This is a genomic window from Pseudomonas sp. PDM16 (assembly GCF_014851865.1).
GTDB lineage: Bacteria > Pseudomonadota > Gammaproteobacteria > Pseudomonadales > Pseudomonadaceae > Aquipseudomonas.
Map to the genome: position 1 here is coordinate 446992 of NZ_JACVAM010000003.1, position 20531 is coordinate 467522.

The 20531-nt window shown below is 65.3% G+C and carries 21 protein-coding genes; 11 read left to right on the forward strand and 10 right to left on the reverse strand.

Features of this window, described 5'->3' with window-relative positions:
* The first annotated feature begins 37 nt into the window (after window positions 1–37).
* The 3 genes from IB234_RS14015 to IB234_RS14025 are packed head-to-tail and all read left to right on the forward strand — an operon-like array spanning window position 38 to window position 2591.
* Window positions 38–1468: a cytochrome ubiquinol oxidase subunit I gene (locus IB234_RS14015; protein ID WP_192318714.1), complete on the forward strand. Its 1431-nt coding sequence runs from the start codon at window positions 38–40 to the stop codon at window positions 1466–1468.
* A complete protein-coding gene (gene cydB / locus IB234_RS14020; protein WP_192318716.1) occupies window positions 1465–2469 on the forward strand; it encodes a cytochrome d ubiquinol oxidase subunit II in 1005 nt (334 codons plus the stop codon). Before IB234_RS14015 ends, cydB begins: the two co-directional genes overlap by 4 nt.
* A complete protein-coding gene (locus IB234_RS14025; RefSeq protein ID WP_192318719.1) occupies window positions 2469–2591 on the forward strand; it encodes a DUF2474 domain-containing protein in 123 nt (40 codons plus the stop codon). The genes cydB and IB234_RS14025 overlap by 1 nt, the downstream gene beginning before the upstream one ends.
* A 42-nt stretch (window positions 2592–2633) precedes the next feature.
* Here IB234_RS14025 and IB234_RS14030 read toward each other — a convergent pair whose 3' ends face one another.
* Entirely contained in the window at window positions 2634–2975 is a 342-nt protein-coding gene (locus IB234_RS14030) for a DUF3703 domain-containing protein (protein ID WP_192318722.1), read from the reverse strand.
* On the reverse strand, window positions 2965–3597 hold the full coding sequence (locus IB234_RS14035) for a cation transporter (protein ID WP_192318724.1): 633 nt from the start codon (window positions 3595–3597) through the stop codon (window positions 2965–2967). Before IB234_RS14035 ends, IB234_RS14030 begins: the two co-directional genes overlap by 11 nt.
* Before the next feature lie 61 nt (window positions 3598–3658).
* On the opposite strand from IB234_RS14035, the gene IB234_RS14040 reads away from it, so the two are divergent.
* Both IB234_RS14040 and IB234_RS14045 read left to right on the forward strand, forming a co-directional pair.
* Window positions 3659–4078 carry a MerR family DNA-binding protein gene (locus tag IB234_RS14040; protein ID WP_192318726.1) on the forward strand — a complete coding sequence of 140 codons (420 nt, stop codon included), beginning with the start codon at window positions 3659–3661 and terminating at the stop codon, window positions 4076–4078.
* 140 nt (window positions 4079–4218) lie between these two features.
* A complete protein-coding gene (locus tag IB234_RS14045; protein ID WP_192318728.1) occupies window positions 4219–4746 on the forward strand; it encodes a hypothetical protein in 528 nt (175 codons plus the stop codon).
* Window positions 4747–4860: 114 nt separating this feature from the next.
* On the opposite strand, the gene IB234_RS14050 is transcribed toward IB234_RS14045, so the two are convergent.
* Window positions 4861–5310: a SecDF P1 head subdomain-containing protein gene (locus IB234_RS14050; RefSeq protein ID WP_192318730.1), complete on the reverse strand. Its 450-nt coding sequence runs from the start codon at window positions 5308–5310 to the stop codon at window positions 4861–4863.
* Entirely contained in the window at window positions 5307–5864 is a 558-nt protein-coding gene (locus IB234_RS14055) for a DJ-1 family glyoxalase III (RefSeq protein WP_192318732.1), read from the reverse strand. Before IB234_RS14055 ends, IB234_RS14050 begins: the two co-directional genes overlap by 4 nt.
* A gap of 193 nt (window positions 5865–6057) precedes the next feature.
* Between IB234_RS14055 and IB234_RS14060 the strand changes: the two genes are divergently transcribed.
* Both IB234_RS14060 and trmA read left to right on the forward strand, forming a co-directional pair.
* Window positions 6058–7356, forward strand: a complete 1299-nt coding sequence (locus IB234_RS14060) for an NCS2 family permease (RefSeq protein ID WP_192318735.1) — start codon at window positions 6058–6060, stop codon at window positions 7354–7356.
* Window positions 7353–8438, forward strand: a complete 1086-nt coding sequence (gene trmA, locus IB234_RS14065; protein WP_192318737.1) for a tRNA (uridine(54)-C5)-methyltransferase TrmA — start codon at window positions 7353–7355, stop codon at window positions 8436–8438. The genes IB234_RS14060 and trmA overlap by 4 nt, the downstream gene beginning before the upstream one ends.
* 128 nt (window positions 8439–8566) lie before the next feature.
* Here trmA and adeC read toward each other — a convergent pair whose 3' ends face one another.
* The 3 genes from adeC to IB234_RS14080 are packed head-to-tail and all read right to left on the reverse strand — an operon-like array spanning window position 8567 to window position 14299.
* On the reverse strand, window positions 8567–10012 hold the full coding sequence (gene adeC / locus IB234_RS14070; protein ID WP_192318739.1) for an AdeC/AdeK/OprM family multidrug efflux complex outer membrane factor: 1446 nt from the start codon (window positions 10010–10012) through the stop codon (window positions 8567–8569).
* Window positions 10009–13146: an efflux RND transporter permease subunit gene (locus IB234_RS14075; protein WP_192318742.1), complete on the reverse strand. Its 3138-nt coding sequence runs from the start codon at window positions 13144–13146 to the stop codon at window positions 10009–10011. Before IB234_RS14075 ends, adeC begins: the two co-directional genes overlap by 4 nt.
* A 10-nt stretch (window positions 13147–13156) precedes the next feature.
* The gene (locus IB234_RS14080) at window positions 13157–14299 is read right to left on the reverse strand and encodes an efflux RND transporter periplasmic adaptor subunit (protein ID WP_192318744.1); all 1143 of its coding nucleotides are present in this window, start codon (window positions 14297–14299) and stop codon (window positions 13157–13159) included.
* Between the two features lie 168 nt (window positions 14300–14467).
* Between IB234_RS14080 and IB234_RS14085 the strand changes: the two genes are divergently transcribed.
* Window positions 14468–15103, forward strand: a complete 636-nt coding sequence (locus IB234_RS14085) for a TetR family transcriptional regulator (protein WP_192318746.1) — start codon at window positions 14468–14470, stop codon at window positions 15101–15103.
* Here IB234_RS14085 and IB234_RS14090 read toward each other — a convergent pair.
* Complete coding sequence (locus IB234_RS14090) at window positions 15089–15478, reverse strand: DUF4345 family protein (protein WP_192318748.1); 390 nt, start codon at window positions 15476–15478, stop codon at window positions 15089–15091. The two genes, IB234_RS14085 and IB234_RS14090, sit on opposite strands and share 15 nt — an antisense overlap.
* A 125-nt stretch (window positions 15479–15603) precedes the next feature.
* Here IB234_RS14090 and IB234_RS14095 point away from each other — a divergent pair, with 125 nt between their 5' ends.
* Together IB234_RS14095 and IB234_RS14100 are read left to right on the forward strand one after the other, a co-directional pair.
* Entirely contained in the window at window positions 15604–16035 is a 432-nt protein-coding gene (locus tag IB234_RS14095) for a DUF411 domain-containing protein (RefSeq protein WP_192318750.1), read from the forward strand.
* A 68-nt stretch (window positions 16036–16103) separates the two neighbouring features.
* The gene (locus IB234_RS14100) at window positions 16104–16976 is read left to right on the forward strand and encodes a neutral zinc metallopeptidase (protein ID WP_192318752.1); all 873 of its coding nucleotides are present in this window, start codon (window positions 16104–16106) and stop codon (window positions 16974–16976) included.
* Between the two features lie 13 nt (window positions 16977–16989).
* On the opposite strand, the gene IB234_RS14105 is transcribed toward IB234_RS14100, so the two are convergent.
* Complete coding sequence (locus IB234_RS14105; RefSeq protein ID WP_192318754.1) at window positions 16990–18006, reverse strand: AraC family transcriptional regulator; 1017 nt, start codon at window positions 18004–18006, stop codon at window positions 16990–16992.
* A 145-nt stretch (window positions 18007–18151) separates the two neighbouring features.
* Between IB234_RS14105 and IB234_RS14110 the strand changes: the two genes are divergently transcribed.
* Window positions 18152–19981: a long-chain-acyl-CoA synthetase gene (locus tag IB234_RS14110; RefSeq protein ID WP_192318756.1), complete on the forward strand. Its 1830-nt coding sequence runs from the start codon at window positions 18152–18154 to the stop codon at window positions 19979–19981.
* On the opposite strand, the gene IB234_RS14115 is transcribed toward IB234_RS14110, so the two are convergent.
* Window positions 19975–20529, reverse strand: coding sequence for an HAD family hydrolase (locus tag IB234_RS14115; RefSeq protein ID WP_192319105.1), 555 nt, complete (start codon window positions 20527–20529; stop codon window positions 19975–19977). The two genes, IB234_RS14110 and IB234_RS14115, sit on opposite strands and share 7 nt — an antisense overlap.
* Between the last annotated feature and the right edge of the window lie 2 nt (window positions 20530–20531).

Here is a 20531-nt window from a genome sequence, read left to right on the forward strand (position 1 = left end):
GAATATTGATCCAGATCAATTTCAGGAGTGGCCATACATGTTCGGCCTGGATGCAACGGAGCTGGCCAGAATCCAGTTCGCCTTCACCATCTCCTTCCACATCGTCTTCCCGGCCATCAGCATCGGCCTCGCCAGTTACCTGGCGGTGCTCGAAGGCCTGTGGCTGAAGACCAAGAAGGACGTCTATTACGACCTCTACCGCTTCTGGCTGCAGATCTTCGCCGTCACCTTCGGCATGGGCGTGGTCTCCGGTGTGGTGATGAGCTATCAGTTCGGCACCAACTGGAGCGAGCTGTCCACGGCTGCCGGCAGCATCATGGGGCCGCTGCTGACCTACGAGGTGCTCACCGCCTTCTTCCTGGAGGCCGGTTTCCTCGGGATCATGCTGTTCGGCCTGAACAAGGTCGGGCGAGGCCTGCACTTCTTCGCCACCTTGATGGTGGCCATCGGCACGCTGATCTCGACCTTCTGGATCCTCTCCTCGAACAGCTGGATGCACACCCCGCAGGGCTTCACCCTGGTGGACGGCGTGTTCACGCCCGAATCCTGGTGGGACATCGTGTTCAACCCGTCCTTCCCCTATCGCCTGGCGCACATGGCGGTGGCGGCCTTCCTCAGCACCGCGTTCGTGGTCGGCGCCACTGCCGCCTGGCACCTGCTCAAGGGCAAGCGTGACCCGGCCACGCGCATGATGTTCTCCATGGCCCTGTGGATGGCGCTGATCGTCGCGCCGATCCAGGCCGTGATCGGCGACTTCCACGGCCTGAACACCCTCAAGCACCAGCCGGCCAAGGTCGCCGCGATGGAAGGCCACTGGGAAACCGAGAAGGGCGTGCCGCTGCTGCTGTTCGGCATCCCCGACATGCAGGCCGAGACCACCCACTACGCCATCGGTATCCCGCGCCTGGCCAGCCTGATCCTCACCCATGACATCGATGGCGAGATCAAGGGCCTCAAGGACTGGGCGCCGGAGGATCGGCCGAATGCGCTGATCGTGTTCTGGAGCTTCCGCGTGATGGTCGGCCTGGGCCTGCTGATGATCCTCTGTGGCGCGCTTGGCTTGTGGCTGCGTCGCGGTGACAAGCTCTACGAAGCGCGCGGCTTCCAACGCCTGATGTTGGCGATGGGCCCGTCCGGGATCATCGCCCTGCTGGCCGGCTGGGTGACCACCGAGGTCGGCCGCCAGCCCTGGGTGATCTACGGCCTGCTGCGCACCAGCGACGCCGTGTCCAACCACAGCGCCACGCAGATGGGCGTATCCCTGTCGATCTTCGTGGTGGTGTACTTCATCGTCTTCGGTGTCGGCATCACCTACCTGCTGCGCATGATGCGCAAAGGTCCGGTGTTGGGCCTGCTCGCTCAGGCCAACCAGGACGGAGGTCCCGGCCACAGCCGTACCCCGGCCCGCCCGTTGTCTGCCGCCGCGGACAGCGTCGAAGACGAAGCCGACCAGGAGAATCGCCAATGAGCATCGATCTGCCGCTGATCTGGGCCGGGGTGATCGCCTTCGGCATCTTCATGTACGTGGTGATGGACGGCTTCGACCTGGGCATCGGCATCCTCTACCCGTTCTTCCGCGACAAGGACGAGCGCGACGCCATGATGAACACCGTGGCGCCGATCTGGGACGGTAACGAAACCTGGCTGGTGCTCGGCGGTGCCGGGCTGTTCGCCGCCTTCCCGCTGGCCTACTCCGTGGTGCTCACGGCGCTGTACCTGCCGCTGGTGATCATGCTCATCGCGCTGATCTTTCGCGGTGTGGCCTTCGAGTTCCGCTTCAAGGCCAAGCGCACCCGCTACGTGTGGGACGCTGCCTTCATCGGCGGCTCGGTTGTCGCCACCTTCGCCCAGGGCGTGGTGCTCGGCGCCTTCATCAACGGCATCAAGATCGAGGATCGCCAGTTCGCCGGTGGCCCGTTCGACTGGCTGGCGCCCTTCCCGCTGTTCTGCGGCGCCGGCCTGGTGGTCGGCTATGCCATGCTCGGCTGCGCCTGGCTGCTGCTGAAGACCGAGGGCAAGCTGCGCCACAAGATGTACAAGCTGATGCTGCCACTAACCTGCGTACTGCTGTTGTTCATCGCCGCCGTCAGCCTGTGGACGCCGCTGGCCCATCCGGCGATCGCCGAGCGCTGGTTCACCCTGCCCAACCTGTTCTACTTCATGCCGGTGCCGACGCTGGTGGCGGTGACCATCCTCGGCATCGTCCGCGCCGTGCACCTGAAGATCGACTGGCAGCCCTTCGTGCTGACGCTGGTGCTGATTGCCCTGTCCTACACGGGCCTGGCGATCAGCTTGTGGCCGAACATCGTGCCGCCGTCGCTGAGCTTCTGGGAGGCCTCGGCCCCGGCCAGCAGCCAGGCGTTCACCCTGGTCGGCGTGACCTTCATGGTGCCGATCATCCTTATCTACACCGCCTACAGCTACTGGGTGTTCCGCGGCAAGGTGAAGGTCGGCGAGGGCTACCACTGATGAACGAAAGCAAACAACCGCTGGCCAAGCGCCTGGCCTGGTTCGCCGCCCTATGGCTGGGCGGCGTGCTGGCCGTGACCCTTCTCGCCTACGCCATCAAGTGGGGCATGGGCCTGACCTGATCGCCGGAACCCTGCGCTGTAGCCCGAGGCGCGCGGAGCTCACTACCGTTGTCCCAGCAAACGGCGCATCTCGTCGCTGAGCGGCATCGGCCGGAACGCACTGATCCGCGCCCGGCCGCTGTTACCCAGCGGCACCCAGATCAGCGAGAAGAGTAGCGCGGCGAGAATGCGCGGCAGTTGCCCTGCCACCTCGCGCCAGTCCCGCAGGGCCCAGCCGGCCTGCAGCATCAGCCAGTGCGAGCGCGCATGACGCAACGGCATGCGCTGGCTGAGGATATGCGCCCGCTCCAGCCAGATCAGGGCATCGGCAGGCTCGCGCCGGCCCAGCGACGCTTCGGCCTCGACAAAGGCCTGCTGCAATGCGGCTTCCAGTTCAGTGCGCATGACCGTGTCCATCCTTCAATTCCCCATCTGCCTGGCGCAGCACCTGGATAGCGGCGCTGATGGCCAGTGCAGCCATGATGCTGGCGACGATCAGGTCCGGCCAGGCACTGCCGGTGCCGAACACACCGAGCGCCGCCGCCAGCACCGCGAGGTTACCAACGGCATCGTTGCGCGTGCAGAGCCAGACGCTGCGCATGTTGCTGTCACCTTCGCGGTAGGCATACAGCAGCACGGCCACCCCCAGGTTGGCCAACAGCGCCAGGGTACCCACCACGCCCATCGTCGGCGCGTTCGGCACTTCGCCCTGCCACCAGTGCCAGAGCGCCATGCCCAGCACCGCAAGACCGAACAGCAGCATGCTCACCGCCTTGAACTGCGCGGCACGGGCTCGCCAAGTCAGGGCCATGCCGAGCACCCAGAGACTGATGGCGTAGTTGGCGGAATCGCCGAGAAAGTCCAATGAGTCGGCCAGCAGCGAGACCGAGCCGGCCTTGAGACCCGCGCCTATCTCCACCGCGAACATGGCCAGGTTGACCAGCAGCGCGATCCACAGAATGCGCCGGTAGCGTTTGGAACGCAGCGCGGCCTCGGGCGTTTCGTGATTACAGCAATGAGCCCCCATTTGGCATCTCCTCTGTCAGGGTGCAGACTACGCTAAACCCTGTAGCCACTACGGAGTCAACATGGCAAAGCCACTGACTATTGGCGCTCTCGCCCGCGACAGCGGCGTCAACCTGGAAACCATCCGTTTCTACGAGCGTAGCGGTCTGCTGCCGGCACCGCAGCGCAGCGCCTCGGGTTACCGCCACTACCAGGAAGTGGATGTGCGCAGGCTGCGCTTCATCCGCCGCGGCCGCGAGCTGGGCTTCAGCCTGGAAGAAATCCGCAGCCTGCTGGACCTGGCCGCCCACCCGGAAAGCCCCTGCGACGCCGCCGACCGCATGGCCCGCGAACACCTGGACACCATCGAAGCGCGCATTCGCGACCTGCAGAACATGCGTGCGGAGCTGGGCAAGCTGGCTGACTGCCACAGCGGCCACGCCGAACATTGCCGGCTGCTGGAGGCCCTCGACGAGCGAGACTGCTGCCACCCGCCGCGCTGAAACGCAGCGCTGGCAAGGGTTTCTTCAATCATTATCGAGATCGATTCCTACTATGGAAAAGGCTGACTTCCGTCAGGGCGGGTCAGCCACGACCATAGGCCCCGTACTCCTCAACCACCCCCAGTACGAGGTCACCGATCATGAAAAAGCTTCTTCTCACCACCGCCCTGATTACCGCCACCCTGTCCGCCGGCGCCTATGCCGACAGCGGTTACTTCAACACCAAGCAAGGCCGCACCGTTGCTGACAGCGGTTACTTCCAGACCAAGCAAGGTCGTGATGTCGCCGACAGTGGCTACTTCCAGACCAAGCAAGGCCGTGACGTCGCCGACAGTGGCTACTTCCAGACCAAGCAAGGCCGTGACGTCGCCGACAGTGGCTACTTCCAGACCAAGCAAGGTCGTGATGTCGCCGACAGTGGCTACTTCCAGACCAAACAAGGTCGTGATGTTGCCGACAGTGGCTACTTCCAGACCAAGCAAGGCCGTGACGTCGCAGACAGTGGCTACTTCCAGACCAAGCAAGGTCGTGATGTCGCCGACAGTGGCTACTTCCAGACCAAGCAAGGCCGCGATGTCGCCGACAGCGGCTACTTCAACACCAAACAGGGTCGTGACGTTGCCGACAGTGGCTATTTCAACACCAAACAAGGCAAGGCCGTAGCCTGACCCCAGGCCGGCAACCACAGAACAGGCGTTCCTCGTACTGCAGAAGGATGTTCGCGTGAAGTGCCCCAGACGAACCGGTGATCGCCCCGCGCTCACCGGTTCTTTGTTTTGTGCTCAGCGATTCCAGTCCTGCACCAGCGCTTCGGCTTCCTGCAGCGAGTCGAAGCCGGTCAGGGCGACGCGGCCGTCGAGCACCGGCTCATCGACGATGGGCGCCAGGCGCAGTTCGCCATCGACCACGAATGCCAGGGGTTGACCAAGATAGCGGCGGGTAACCTCGGCCAGGGTGGCGCGCCCCTCGGAGCTCAGGGTCAACACCACCGCTGGCTCACCGGCTGGGGTAAGTGCCATCTCTGCCAGCTGTATATCCGCCTCGGTCAACACCGGCTGCGGCGCAACCCACAGGCGCACGCCGCTGTGGCGGTCGGTCATCGCCTGCAGGCCGTCGGCACTGGCGGTGCGGGCCGGATGGATGCCGAGCTGATGCTCCGAGGAAGGCAGGCGCGCCTCGCTGGCGCAGCCGGACAGCAGGCTCAGCATGAGTACCGTAAGCAGCGCCCTCACACGTGCACCAGCATAGCTTCGGCCACCGACTTGCGCTTGGCTTTGCCGACCAGCTGCTCGACCAGGGTCAGGGCGAACTCCAGCGCGGTGGCCGGACCCTGGCTGGTGATGCAGTTGCCATCGACCACCACCGGCTGATCGACGAAGGTGCAGCCGGACAGGCGATCACTGAACGCCGGGTAGCAGGTCACCCGGCGCTGCTTGAGCACGCCGTAACCTTGCAAGGCCAGGGCCGGGGCGGCGCAGATGGCAGCGAACAGTTTGCCAGCGGCAGCCTGCTCGCGAACCTTGTCGGCCAGCGGCTGGTGGTCGGCCAGGTGCTGGGCACCCGGCATGCCACCGGGCAGCACGACCAGGTCAAAGTCCTGGGCCAGCACGTCCGCCAGCATGGTATCCGCGGTGACCCGGGTACCACGGGCACAGGTGAACATGCGGCGGCTCTCGATGCTGGCAACCACCACTTCCACCTCGGCACGCCGCAGCACGTCGATCAGGGTGATGGTTTCGATGTCTTCGACGCCGTCGGCGACGGCAATCAGGGCGCGCTGGATCATCGGGCTGCTCCTCGGACGGAAACCGATGCTGTCCGTCCGGTCATAAATTCACCGCTCGCAGGTGAGCTGGTATAGTGCGCGGCTTTTCCGGACCCGGCCGAATCTGCACTCGTTCTTCGTCGAGCTGGCAGCCTTTGTGCTTTGCTTTCGCAGTCCGCAAACCATTGCCGCACCAGCCCCACGGGAGTCCACCATGCTGGAAAAGCTGTTCCAACTCAAGGCGCACAATACCAATGTGCGGACCGAGATCCTCGCCGGAGTCACCACCTTCCTGACCATGGCGTACATCCTTTTCGTCAACCCGGCGATCCTTGGTGAGACGGGCATGGACAAGGGTGCGATCTTCGTCGCCACCTGCCTGGCTGCAGCCATAGGCTCGGCCCTGATGGGCATGATCGCCAACTACCCGATCGCCTTGGCGCCGGGCATGGGCCTAAACGCCTTCTTCACCTACACCGTGGTCCTGCACATGGGCCACACCTGGCAGGTAGCCCTGGGCGCGGTGTTCATCTCCGCCACCCTGTTCTTCCTGCTGTCGATCTTCCGCATCCGCGAGTGGATCGTGAACAGCATCCCGCTGCCGCTGCGCTCGGCCATCGCCGCCGGCATCGGCCTGTTCCTCGCCCTGATCGCACTGAAGGAAGCAGGCCTGGTGGTGGACAACCCGGCCACTCTGGTCGGCCTCGGCGACCTGCACAGCCCGGGCCCACTGCTGGCGATACTCGGTTTCTTCCTGATCGTCGCCCTCGAAGCCCGTCGCGTGACCGGTGCGGTGATGATCGGCATTCTGGTGGTTACCGCCATCGCCATCGGCCTGGGCGTCACCCCGTTCGGCGGCGTGGTATCGATGCCACCGTCGCTGGCCCCGACCTTCCTGCAGCTGGACATCATGGGCGCGCTGGACGTGGGCATGATCAGCGTGATCTTCGCCTTCCTGTTCGTCGACCTGTTCGACAACACCGGCACCCTGATCGGCGTCGCCAAGCGCGCCGGTCTGATGAGCAAGGACGGCCATCTGCCGAAGATGGGCCGCGCCCTGATCGCCGACAGCGCCGCTGCCATGGGCGGCTCGCTGCTGGGCACTTCGACTACCACCAGCTACATCGAATCCGCATCGGGCGTGGCCGCCGGTGGCCGTACCGGCTTGACCGCCATCGTGGTTGCCGCTCTGTTCCTGCTGGCCCTGTTCTTCGCCCCGCTGGCCGGCACCGTACCAGCGTTCGCCACCGCCCCGGCGCTGCTGTTCGTCGCCGTGCTGATGACTTCCGGCCTGGCCGAAATCGACTGGGACGACATCACCGTCGCCGCACCAGTGGTGATCACCGCCCTGGCCATGCCGCTGACCTTCTCCATCGCCAACGGCATCGCCTTCGGCTTCATCGCTTGGGTGGTGATCAAGGCCATGGCGGGTCGCTTCAAGGAGATCAACCCGGCACTGGTGGTACTCGCCGCGATCTTCGTCGCCAAATTCGCCTTCGGCGTCAACGCATGACTCAGGTGCGTGACGCGGCTGCCTACGCCGCCCAGTTGGACGAGAAGGTCGCCCGCCTGCGCGAGCTGCTGGCACCCTTTTCCGCCCCCGAGCCGCAGGTGTTCGACTCGCCGGGCGAGCACTACCGCCTGCGCGCCGAGTTCCGCCTGTGGCGCGAGCAGGAGGAGCGCCACTACGCGATGTTCGCCGCTGGCGACAAGCACACGCCGATCCTGATCGACGAGTTCCCCATCGCTAGCCTACGTATCAACGAGCTGATGCCCCAGCTAAAGGCGGCTTGGCAGGCCAGCCGGGTGTTGTCGTTCAAGCTGTTCCAGGTCGAGTTCCTCACCACCCTGAGCGGCGATGCGCTGATCACCCTGTGCTACCACCGTCCGCTCGACGCCGAGTGGCAGGCCGAGGCCGAGCAACTGGCGACCAAGCTGGGCGTCAGCCTGGTCGGCCGTTCGCGTGGCCAGCGCCTGGTGATCGGCCGCGACTACGTGCAGGAAGCAATGCAGGTGGCCGGTCGCACCTTCCGCTATCGCCAGCCCGAGGGTGCCTTCACCCAGCCCAACGGCCTGGTCTGCCAGAAGATGCTCGACTGGGCCCACGAAGCCCTCGGCCAGCGTGACGATGACCTGCTGGAGCTGTACTGCGGCAACGGCAACTTCACCCTGCCGCTATCCACTCGCGTCAGAAAGGTGCTGGCCACCGAGATCAGCAAGAGTTCGGTGAGTGCCGCGTTGGCCAACCTGGCCGACAACGGCATCGACAACATCGAGCTGGTGCGTCTAAGCGCCGAGGAGCTGACCCAGGCCCTCAACGAAGTGCGCCCGTTCCGTCGCCTGGCCAATATCGACCTGAAGTCCTACGACTTCGGCAGCGTGTTCGTCGACCCACCGCGCGCCGGCATGGACCCAGACACCTGCGAGCTGACCCGGCGCTTCGACAACATCCTGTACATCTCCTGCAACCCGGAGACCCTGGCCGCCAACATCGCCCAGCTCAACGATACCCACCGTATCGAGCGCTGCGCCTTGTTCGACCAGTTCCCGTGGACGCATCACATGGAGTCCGGCGTACTGCTGGTACGCCGCTGACGTTGCCGCGCAGGGTGCGCCGCACCGCTCACAACTCATGGTGCGCACGGCGAACCCTACGCAGGTGGCTCACACAGCGCCCACAAAAAAGCCCCGGCATGCCGGGGCTTTTCGTTTCAGGTAGACCGTCAGTCGGCAGAGGGAGCCGTCGCCACCTGGGTCTGCTCGTTCCAGCCACCACCGAGGGCCTTGTACAGGTTGACCTCGCTGGTGAGCTGATTGAGGCGATCACCGATCAGTTGCTGCTGGGCGCTGAACAGCTGGCGCTGGGCGTCGAGCAGGGTCAGGTAGCTGTCCACCCCGGTACGGAAGCGGCGTTCGGCGAGGCGGTAATACTCCTCGCTGGTGCCGACCAGCGCGCGCTGGGCAGTGAGCTGCTGCTCGTAGGTCGTCCGTGCGGCAAGGCCATCAGCCACTTCCTGGAAGGCGGTCTGGATGGCTTTCTCGTAGGTTGCGACCTGGATGTTCTTCTGCACCTCGGCGTAGTCGAGATTGGCCTTCAGGCGACCGGCCGTGAAGATCGGCAGATTGATCGATGGCTGGAACAGCCAGGTGCCGGAGCCCCCGTCAAACAGGCCGGACAACTCGCTGCTGGCAGTGCCAGCATTGGCGGTCAGACTGATGTTGGGGAAGAACGCGGCACGAGCGGCACCGATGCTGGCGTTGGCTGCCTGCAGCTGATGCTCGGCCTGGAGCAGATCCGGACGGCGCTGCAGCAATTCGGACGGCAGGCCAGCTGGCACTTCGGCCAGCAGGTCGTTGCCCAGCACTTCGCCCTGCGGCAGATCGGCCGGCACACCGCCACCCAGTAGCAGGGCCAGAGCGTTGCGGTCCTGAGCCACTAGGCGGCTGTACTGCGCCAGGCTGGCCTCGGCACTCTGCACCGCCGTGCGCGCCTGGCTCAGCGACAGGGCATCGGCCACACCGACGTTGAAGCTGCGCTCCGTAAGGGTGTAGCTCTTGCGGTAGGTCTCCAGCGTATCGCGGGTCAGCTGCAGCAGTTGCTGATCGGCCTGCAGCGTCAGGTAGGCATTGGCCACACTGGCCACCAGGGCGATCTGCGCGCTGCGTTGTGCCTCTTCGCCAGCGAAGTACTGTTGCAGGGCCTGCTCGTTGAGGCTGCGCAGGCGACCGAAGAAATCGATCTCCCACGCGCTGGTGCCGAGCGTGGCGCTGTACTGGCCGCCGGTGGTCGGCTCGCCGCTCTGCGACAGGTCGCCGGGCAGACGCTGGCGGGTGCCGCTACCGGCGGCGGAAATGCTGGGGAACAGCTCCGAGCGCTGGATGCGGTGCTGGGCACGGTAGGCCTCGACATTAAGCGCAGCGATGCGCAGGTCGCGGTTGTTGGCCAGGGCGGTTTCCACCAGGCCTTGCAGTGCCGGATCACGGAAGAACTCGCGCCACCCCAGCTCAGCTGCTGCCGTGGAAGTCTGTGCGGCACCATTGGCGGTGTAGGCCTCGCCTTGCGGCCAGGCACCATCCACCGGCGCCACAGGGCGCAGGTAGTCGGGGATCATCGTGCAGCCGCTCAGCAACACGCTGGCGACGGCGAGGGACAACAGGGACTGCCTCACTGCAGGGCCTCCTTCTCGGCAACCGGCTCAACCCGTTTCTTCTCGAACAGCGAGCAGACCAGCACGTAGAACAGCGGAATCCAGAAGATCGCCAGCAACAGAGCACTGAGCATGCCGCCAATCACACCGGTACCGATGGCGTGCTTGCTGCCGGCACCGGCACCACTGGCGATTGCCAGCGGCAGGACGCCGAGGATGAATGCCAGGGAGGTCATGACGATCGGACGCAGACGCATGCGGCACGCCTCGATAGCCGCCTCGGCAAGGCTCATGCCCTGCTCGTACTGGGCCTTGGCGAACTCCACGATGAGAATCGCGTTGCGCGCCGACAGGCCAATGGTGGTCAACAGGCCAACCTGGAAGAACACGTCGTTGGACAGACCCCGCAGGCTGGTGAACAGCAGCGCACCGATGATCCCCAGCGGCACCACCAGCATGACCGAGAACGGCACCGACCAACTCTCGTACAACGCGGCCAGGCAGAGGAAGACCACCAGCAGCGAGATCGCATACAGCGCCGGAGCCTGAGCACCGGACAGGCGCTCCTCGTATGACAGTCCGGTCCAGGCATAGCCGACGCCTTCCGGCAGTTGCCCAGCGATCTGCTCTACCGCCGCCATGGCGTCACCCGAGCTGTAGCCAGGTGCCGGGGCACCGAGGATCTCGACCGCCGACACGCCGTTGTAGCGTGCCAACTTGGGCGGGCCGTAGGTCCACTCACCACTGGCAAAGGCGCTGAACGGTACCATCTGGCCCTGGTCGTTGCGTACGTACCACTTGTTCAGGTCCTCGGGACTCATGCGCGAGTCCGGCGAACCCTGCAGGTAGACCTTCTTCACCCGACCACGATCGATGAAGTCGTTGACGTAGCTGGCGCCCCAGGAAATCGACAGAGTGCTGTTGATGTCGGACAGCGACAGGCCGAGCGCGCGAGCACGCTCGTCATCGATCAGCAGTTGGTACTGCGGCTCGTCGCGCAGGCCGTTGGCACGCACGCTGTCGAGGACCGGGTGTTCGTTGGCCAACTGCAGGAACTTGTCGCGAGCCTCGTTGAGCACCTCGTGGCCTACGCCGGCCTGATCCTGCAGGAACAGGTTGAAGCCGGTGGCGTTACCCAGTTCCATGACGGCCGGCGGAGCAAACGCGAACACCATGGCGTCACGGAAGCTGAAGAAGTGCTGCTGCGCACGCTGAGCCAGCGCTGCGACACCATTCTCCTCGCCGGGGCGATCGCCCCAGGGCTTGAGCATGATGAACGCCATGCCGGAACTCTGTCCGCGACCTGCAAAGTTGAAGCCGGTGACCGTGAACACCGACTTGACCGCACCGGCCTCGTCATTGAGCAGATACTCGCGCATGTCATCGACCACGGCCTGGGTTCGCTCGGCGCTGGACCCGGCAGGAGTCTGCACCTGGGCGAACAGCACGCCCTGGTCCTCTTCCGGGAGGAAGGCGGTGGGGATGCGGGTGAACATCCACACCATGATGCCGACGATCACCAGATAGAGCAGCAGGTAGGGAGCCTTGCGCTTGAGCATGGCGCCCACGCCACGCTGATAGGCATTGCTGCCCCGATCGAACGTGCGGTTGAACCAGCCGAAGAAACCACGCTTGGCGTCATGGTGATCGCCATCGATCGGTTTGAGCAGAGTCGCGCACAGCGCCGGGGTGAAGATCAGCGCCACCAGCACCGAAAGCGTCATCGCCGAGACGATGGTGATGGAGAACTGCCGGTAGATCACCCCGGTCGAGCCGCCGAAGAAGGCCATGGGCAGGAACACAGCCGACAGCACCAGCGCAATACCGACCAGGGCTCCCTGGATCTGCCCCATCGACTTGCGCGTAGCTTCTTTCGGAGAAAGGCCGTCCTCGCGCATTACCCGTTCGACGTTCTCAACCACCACGATGGCGTCGTCCACCAGCAAACCGATGGCCAGAACCATGGCGAACATGGTCAGCGTATTGATGGAGAATCCGAATGCCGACAGCACGCCGAAGGTGCCGAGCAGCACCACCGGTACGGCCAGGGTAGGGATGATGGTGGCGCGCAGGTTCTGCAGGAACAGGAACATCACCAGGAACACCAGCCCGATGGCCTCGAACAGGGTCTTCACAACACCCTCGATGGAGGCCGAGATGACCGGTGTGGTGTCGTAGGGGAACACCACTTCCATGCCTGCCGGGAAGAACGGCTCGAGATTGGCGATGGTCTCGCGAACCGCCTTGGCGGTATCGAGAGCATTCGCGCCGGTGGCCAGCTTGATGGCCAGACCGGACGCCGGCATGCCGTTGTACTGGGCGTTGATGGCGTAGTTCTCGCCGCCCAGCTCGACCTTGGCCACATCACCCAGGCGCACCTGGGAGCCATCGCGGTTGACCTTGAGCAGGATGTTGCGGAATTCCTCCGGAGTCTGCAGGCGGGTCTTGCCGATGATGGTGGCGTTGAGCTGGTTGCCCGGCGCCGCTGGCAGGCCACCGAACTGGCCGGAGGAAATCTGCACGTTCTGCGCCTGGATGGCAGTGCGCACATCGACCGGAGTCAGCTGGAAGTTGTTCAGCTTGGCCGGATCGAGCCAGATGCGCATGGCGTACTGAGCACCGAATACCTGGAAGTCGCCCACACCCTTGGTGCGCGAGATCGGGTCCTGCAGGTTGGAGACGATATAGTTGGCCAAGTCCTCGCGGGTCATGCTTCCGTCGGTGGACACCACACCGATGACCAGCAGGAAGTTCTTTACCGCCTTGGTCACGCGGATACCCTGCTGCTGAACCTCTTGCGGCAGCAGCGGGGTGGCCAGCTGCAGCTTGTTCTGCACCTGAACCTGAGCGATATCCGGATTGACTCCCTGCTCGAAGGTCACGGTGATTTCCATGCTGCCATCGGAGTTGCTCGATGAGCTGACATAGCGCAGCCCATCGATGCCGTTGAGCTGCTGCTCGATGACCTGAACCACCGTGTCCTGAACGGTCTGGGCGGAAGCCCCCGGATACGACACCTGGATGCCGACGGCAGGCGGGGCGATGCTCGGGTACTGGTTGATCGGTAACTTGAGGATGGACAGCCCGCCGGCCAGCATGATCACCAATGCGATCACCCAGGCGAAGATCGGTCTGTCGATAAAGAACTTCGACATCACTCGCTCCTTAGCGGCTCTGGACCAGGTCGGCCGAACTCGGCTTGTCGCCGGAGACATTGGTGGCTTCGGCCGGATTGACCTCATCACCCGGCTTGATGAACTGCAAGCCTTCGGTGATCAGACGATCTCCCGGCTTCAGCCCCTCGTTCACCAACCAGCGGTTGCCGGAAGTCCTCTCAGCCTGGAGCTTGCGCAGCTCCACCTTGTTGCCCTCACCCACTACCAGCGCGGTAGCCTGCCCTTTCGGATCACGGGTCACGCCCTGCTGCGGGGCAAGGATCGCCTGCTGATTGACCGCAGAGCTGAGCTGGGCATGCACGAACATGCCAGGCAGCAACAGATGCTCTGGGTTAGGGAAGACGGCGCGCAGGGTCACCGAGCCGGTCCCCTCGTCCGCCGACACCTCGGAGAACTCCAACGTACCCTCCTGGGCATAGTCGCTGCCGTCTTCCAGCTTCAGCCTGACCTTGGCGCCGTTGTCGCCGGCCTTCTGCAGCTTCCCGCTGGCCAGGTCCCGACGCAGGCGCAGCAGTTCGCTGGTCGACTGGGTCACGTCGACATAGATCGGATCGAGCTGCTGGATGGTCGCCAGAGCATTGGCCTGGCCGTTGTTGACCAGTGCCCCCTCGGTCACGACCGAGCGCCCTACACGACCCGAGATCGGCGCAAGCACCTTGGTGTAGCGCAGGTCGATGCGTGCACGCTCCAGCGCAGCCTCGGCCTGCAGGCGCGCGGCCTGGGCCTCGTCATAGGCCTGCTTGCTCACGGCCTGGTCGCTGACCAGATCCTTGTAGCGCTCGGCCAGCGACTGGGTCGAGGCCAGAGTGGCCTGTGCGCTCTTGAAGCTGGCCTGATAGACGGATGAGTCGATCTGGTACAGCTGCTGCCCGGCCTTGACCTCTGATCCCTCGGTGAACAGGCGCTTCTGAATGATGCCATCGACCTGCGGTCGCACCTCGGCAACGCGGTAGGCACTGGTGCGCCCCGGCAGCTCGGCGGTCAGCGTAAATACCTGCGGCTGCAGGGTTACCACGCCCACTTGGGGTGTCTGGGCGGCAGGCGGCGGAGCACTCTCCTGGCAGCCGGTAAGCACCAACGTAGCCAGAGCGACGGCGGAAACCATAGCTGTGAAGGCTGGCTTCTTCTGCATCTGAATCGACCTCATGTCAGGGAGACGGCTCGGTCAGACGAGACCGGGCGCGGGGAAGGAGTAACTGTTTAGCTGGCTAACAAATATACTTACATACTAGAATGTTTGTAAATGAGCGAAAACCATCGCATTCGTAACTTTTCTCGAATTTTACATACTGCCCCAACCATGGCCCGACGCACCAAAGAGGAAGCCGAAGAAACTCGCCAGCGCATCCTGGACGCCGCCGAACATCTGTTCCACGAGCGAGGGGTGTCGCGCACCTCCCTCGCCGATATCGCCAGCGGTGCAGGGGTGACTCGCGGCGCCATCTACTGGCACTTCCAGAACAAGGTCGACCTGTTCCAGGCCATGCTCGAGCGCCTGCACCTGCCGCTGGAAGAACTGGCGCAGGCCAGTGAGCGCGAGGACGAACCCAACCCGCTGGGTCAGACCCGCGAGCTGCTGGTGCGCCTGCTGCGCAATGTGGAGTTGGACCCGCAAAGCCGGCGCATCCAGGAAATTCTCGCGCACAAATGCGAGTACACCGACGACCTCGGCGACCTTCGGCAGAAGATGCAAGCGCTGCATGTGGAGTGCGACGAGCGTATCGAGAAATCATTACGCAATGCGGTCAGCAAGGGGCAACTACCGGCCGACCTCGACTGTCGCCGCGCCACCCTCTGCCTGCATGGCTATGTCCACGGCCTCCAGGCCAACTGGCTGCTGGCGCCAGGCGGCGATTCGCTGGCCGGGCAGGCCGATCAGTTAGTCGACGCCCTGCTCGACATGCTGCGCTGCAGCCACGCGCTACGCCGTCACTGAGACGCGCCGCAACAGCCAGAACGCCACCCCGGCCGACACGCCCTCGAACAGCATCGCGTAGAGATTGAAGGTCTGCTGGGCACCACCATCCAGCCAAAGGCCGCCAAGGCGTGCGACGAACAGGCTGGCATAGAGCAGCACCAGCAACATCAAAGCCGGGCGTAGCAGATCGACACGCGCCAGGGCCAACCCCAGCCACGCCGCCAAGCCCAACTGCAAACCACCGTAATAGGCACGCACATCGGTGAGTGAGGCAGGCTCCATCAACAGCATGCCACTGAGGTTGGCCATCTCCTGGGGGCGAATGAAGTAGGCCAGGCCAAAACCGGCGAGCAACAGGGCCTGGACGGCCAGCAGGATACGAGCGGGCAGCATCATCTATCTCCTTGTGGGTGCTGCGAGCATAGGACGCATCGTCGCAGGCGGAAACAGTCACGATCTGGGACTGTCGAATCGACAGCGTTATCCTGCCGACCATCTATTTCATCGAGGAATCCACCATGCGCCTCCTGCCTCTAGCCGCCCTCCTGTTCGCCAGCACCACCCAGGCGGCCGAGCCCGTCACCATGGACGTCCATCGTGATGCCAACTGCGGCTGCTGCAAGGCCTGGATCAGCCACCTGGAAGAGAACGGCATCAAGGTCAACGATCTGGTCGAGGACGACATGAGCACGGTCAAGCAGCGCCTCGGCGTACCGCCGCGCCTGGCGTCGTGCCATACCGGGGTGATCGACGGCAAGTTCGTCGAGGGCCATGTACCGGCACGCGACATCCTCGCCCTGCAGGGCCGCCCCGACCTGCTCGGAGCCGCTGTGCCGGGCATGCCCCATGGATCGCCAGGCATGGAGACCGGCATGCGGCACGCCTATCAGGTGATCGGGCTGGACAAGGACGGCAAGGAGCAGGTACTGGCCGACTATCCGGCGGAGTGAATCCGGGCTGGCGCGCTCCCGCCGAGGCGACGACACTATCAGCCTCGACGGATTGAAGGAGCGCGCCCATGCGCTGGGAAAGAGGTAGACGCAGCGACAACGTGGTGGACGCCCGTGGCAGTGGCGGCGGCATGCGCTTCGGCGGCGGCAAGGGCCTGAGCCTGGGTGGTATCGCCGTGGTTGTGGTGATCGGTCTGCTGATGGGTCAGGACCCGCTGACCATCCTCGGCAACGTGGTCAACCAGGGCATGCAGCAGGGTGCGCCAGTACAGGAACAGCGTGCTCCGGCGGCCAACGACCAGCAGAGTGAGTTCGTGCGCGCCGTACTGGGCGACACCGAAGACACCTGGCGCGCCATCTTCCAGTCCTCAGGCAAGCAATACCAGGACCCGAAACTCGTGCTGTTCAGCGGCGGCGTTCGCTCAGCCTGTGGCTTCGCCGATGCCGCCGTCGGCCCCTTCTACTGCCCCGGTGATCGCCAGGTCTATCTCGACCTGTCGTTCTTCCGCGAGATGGAGACACGCTTCTCCGCAGCCGGCGACTTCGCCCAGGCCTACGTGATCGCCCACGAGGTCGGTCACCACGTGCAGACCCTGCTCGGCGTCTCGGCTAAGGTCAACGCGGCGCGCCAGCGTGGCGAGCGGGTGGAGGGCGACAACGGTCTGCTGGTACGCCAGGAGCTGCAGGCCGACTGCCTGGCCGGAGTTTGGGCGCACCACGCCCAGCAGCGCCTGGACTGGCTGGAACCAGGCGACCTGGAGGAAGCGTTGAACGCCGCCAATGCCATCGGCGACGACCGCCTGCAGAAGCAGAGCCGCGGCACCGTGGTGCCGGACTCCTTCACCCACGGCACCTCCGCGCAGCGCATGCGCTGGTTCAGCGCCGGCTTCGACAGCGGCCAGCCGGGGCGCTGCGACACCTTCAAGGCGGCCAAGCTGTAGAGCGCGCCGGGAGCTAGCCGCTCTGTTGCTGCTCTTGGTAGGCCTTGGGTGAGACGCCGAACCAGCCCTTGAACGCTTTGTAGAAGGCACTCGGTTCGGCGAAACCTAGCTCGCGACTGAGCTGCTCGACCCGACAGCCCGCCTGCTGCAGGCGGCGCAGCGCATGCTCGCGGCGCACTTCGGCCAACAGTTCGGAGAAGCTGCAGCCCTCCTCGCGCAAATGCCGGTGCAGGGTCTGCCGACTGGTGCGCAGGCGGCGCGCCACCGCCTGTACCGAGAAGCCCCCATCGAGCAGGCCAAGCTCGATCAGGTGCAGCACCTGCTGACGCAGGCTGTGCTGGCTGGGCAGATGCGCCTGCATGTCACGAACCCGCTGCAACAGCAGGCCCTTGATGTAGTCGTTGCCGCCGAGCAGCGGCAGTTGCATGTCCGCCGCCGCCATCTCGAGGTAATCCAGCGGCTCGCCGAAGCGCACCGGGCAACCGAGGATCTGCCGGTAGCTGGCCGAGCCGGCCAGCGGCATATGGCGGAAGCCCACGCGCAGCGGCACCAGCCGCGTGCCGCTCATCTGCCGGCCCCAGCACAAGGCAGAACTCAGGCTGTATTCACAGGCGGGCGGGTGGCCGGCCAAGGGGGCGGTGAACAGGAAATCGATGCGCACCCGATCGGCAACCTGCTCGACCCGCAGGTTCTCGCACTCGCTCATCACCGGGCTGTGTTGGCGGAACAGCTCCAGCGCCTCGCCGAGGGTGGCGCTCATCGCCGCCAGGTTGGCCACCGGGCCACGGCTTTGCAGGCCACGCTGCTGGCCCAGCTGCAGGCCGAGATCGGCCGGCGCGCCGCGCTCGGCGGCCAGCTGCCACAGGCGCAGCAGCCAGGCCACCGGGATGCGCGCCTCCAGGTCCAGCTGCGTGTTCGGCGCCAGGCCCAGCTCGACCAGATCGGCCGGGCCGACCAGCTGCAGACGGCGCAGGCTCTGGTACAGGTCGAGGAGCAGCGAGGCGGTGGCGCTGGGGGCGGTGTCCAGCATGACGGCAAATCCTTTCACCTACGAGATGGCCGATTGTGCGGCGCCAGTGAGACGAATTGCCAGTCCGTTGCGACCTGTGGCTATCAACAGCTCAGCCATGCCTTGCGTAGATTGCGGCGAATAACAACAACATCGCAGGCCCACCATGAACCATGCCGCCGTTCTCACCTTGCCACGCTTACTGTCCCGCGTGCCCTACATGCTCGCCAGCCTGCCCGGCATCCTCCGCGGCCTGAGCCTGGCCAGCCGCGCCCGTGGCAGTGCCGTCGGCGGCCTGGCCCAGTGCGTGGAGAGCGCCGCGCGCGACAACCCGCTGGGCGCCGCGCTGATCCAGGGCGACGAGCAGCTGAATTACACCGAACTGGACCAGTGGGCCAACCGCCTGGCCCATCGCCTGCGCGCCGGCGGCCTGGCCCAGGGCGACTGCGCCGTACTGCTGCTGGAGAATCGCCTGGAGCTGCTGGCCTGCGTGATCGCCTGCGCCAAGCTCGGCGTGGTGGTGGCGCTGCTCAACAGCAGCCAGCGCGGCCAGGTACTGGCCCACAGCATCAACCTGGTCAAGCCACGTATCGCCCTGGTCGGCGAGGAACTGCTGAGCGCCTTCGAGGAAGTGCAGGAGCAGCTGCAACTGCCGGCCGACGCCCGCTACTACTTCGCCGACCGCCCGACCTGGCGCGACCCCGGCCAGGCCCCGGCCGGCTGGCAGCACCCGGCCGCCGAACTGGCCGCACAACCGGACACGGCGCCGCCGCTGGCGCGCCCGGTGCAGGCCGAAGATCCCTGCTTCTACATCTACACCTCGGGTACCACCGGCCTGCCCAAGGCCGTGGTGTTCAACCACGGGCGCTTCCTCAAGGGCTACGGCATCTTCGGCTACGGCGCCGTGCGCCTGAGCCGTGACGACCGCATTTACTGCAGCCTGCCCTTCTACCACGCCACCGCCATGGTAGTGTGTTGGGGCTCGGCGCTGTCCGCCGGGGCGGCGCTGATCATGGTGCGCAAGTTCAGCGCCAGCCGCTTCCTCGACGAAGTACGCCGTCACGGCGCCACCGCCTTCGGCTATGTCGGCGAGCTGTGCCGCTACCTGCTGGAGCGCCCGGCGCTGGCGGATGACGCCGACAACCCGCTGCGCATCATGGTCGGCAACGGCATGCGCCCGGCCATCTGGGGCACCTTCAAGCAGCGTTTCGGCATCCAGCGGGTGATCGAGTTCTATGCCTCCAGCGAAGGCAACATCGGCTTCACCAACCTGCTCAACCTGGACAACACGGTGGGCTTCACCCCCTACCCCTACGCCATCGTCCGCTACGACCGCGACAGCGAGGCACCACTGCGTGACGAGCGCGGCCACCTGCAGAAGGTCAGCCCCGGCGAGCCCGGCCTGCTGATCGGCGAGATCACCGAGAAAACGCCGTTCCACGGCTACACCGACCCGGCCAAGACCGAGAGCTGCATCCTGCGCGACGTGTTCAAACCGGGCGACGCCTGGTTCAACACTGGCGACCTGATGCTGCACCAGGGCTGGCGCCACGCGCAGTTCGTCGACCGCCTGGGCGACACCTTCCGCTGGAAGGGCGAGAACGTCTCCACCACCGAGGTGGAGGCAGTACTGGACGGTATCGACGGTGTCGGCGAGGCGGTGGTCTACGGCGTGGAGATCGCCGGCACCAACGGCCGCGCTGGCATGGCCTGCATCCGCCTCGACCGCGCCCCGGCCGACTTCGACTTCCAGGGCCTGCTCGCCGAGCTGCGCCGCGAGCTGCCGCACTACGCGGTGCCGCTGTTCCTGCGCCTGAGCGAGAAGATGGAGACCACCGGCACCTTCAAACACAAGAAGGCGCCGCTCAAGGACCAAGGCTTCGACCCGGCGCGCTGCGACGACCCGCTGTACGCCTGGCTACCCGGCGCCGAGCGCTACGTGCCGGTGAGCGCCGAGCTGCATGCAGCGATCCAGGGCGGTGAGTACCGCTACTGAAGCCGCGCCAGCAGCGCCGCGCAGTCTGGCGCGTGCAGGTCGGTCAGCTCCGGCCAGGGGTTGTCCGGCAGGTTGACCAGCACGCCCTGGGCGCCGGCGGCCTGGGCGCACTCCAGGTCGAAGCGGTAGTCGCCGACCATCACCAGCGCGCTCGGCGCCACGCCCCAGCGCGCCGCCAGTTGCAGCAAGCCGTCGGCATCGGGCTTGGGAATCGCCTCGCCGCGGCCGATCACATCGTGCGATGCGAAGCAGTCGCCCAAACCGATGGCGGCCAGGGTCACCAGCGCCAGCTCGTGGGCGTTGCGGGTGAGGATGCCGAGGCGGCAGCCACGCTCATGCAGAGCCCGCACCAGCTCCACGGCGCCGACCGCGGCCACCGAGCCGATGGCCAGCTCGCGCTCGTGCTCCATCAGCCAGGCGTGCTTGGCCGCGGCCTCGTCCGCCGGCAGCGCCGCGAGGTGATGGAGGATGTCGTCTTCCTGGGGAATGTTCAGCGCACGTTTGATCGCCGGGAAGTCATGCACGGCCACCGTCAGGGTGCCGTCCATGT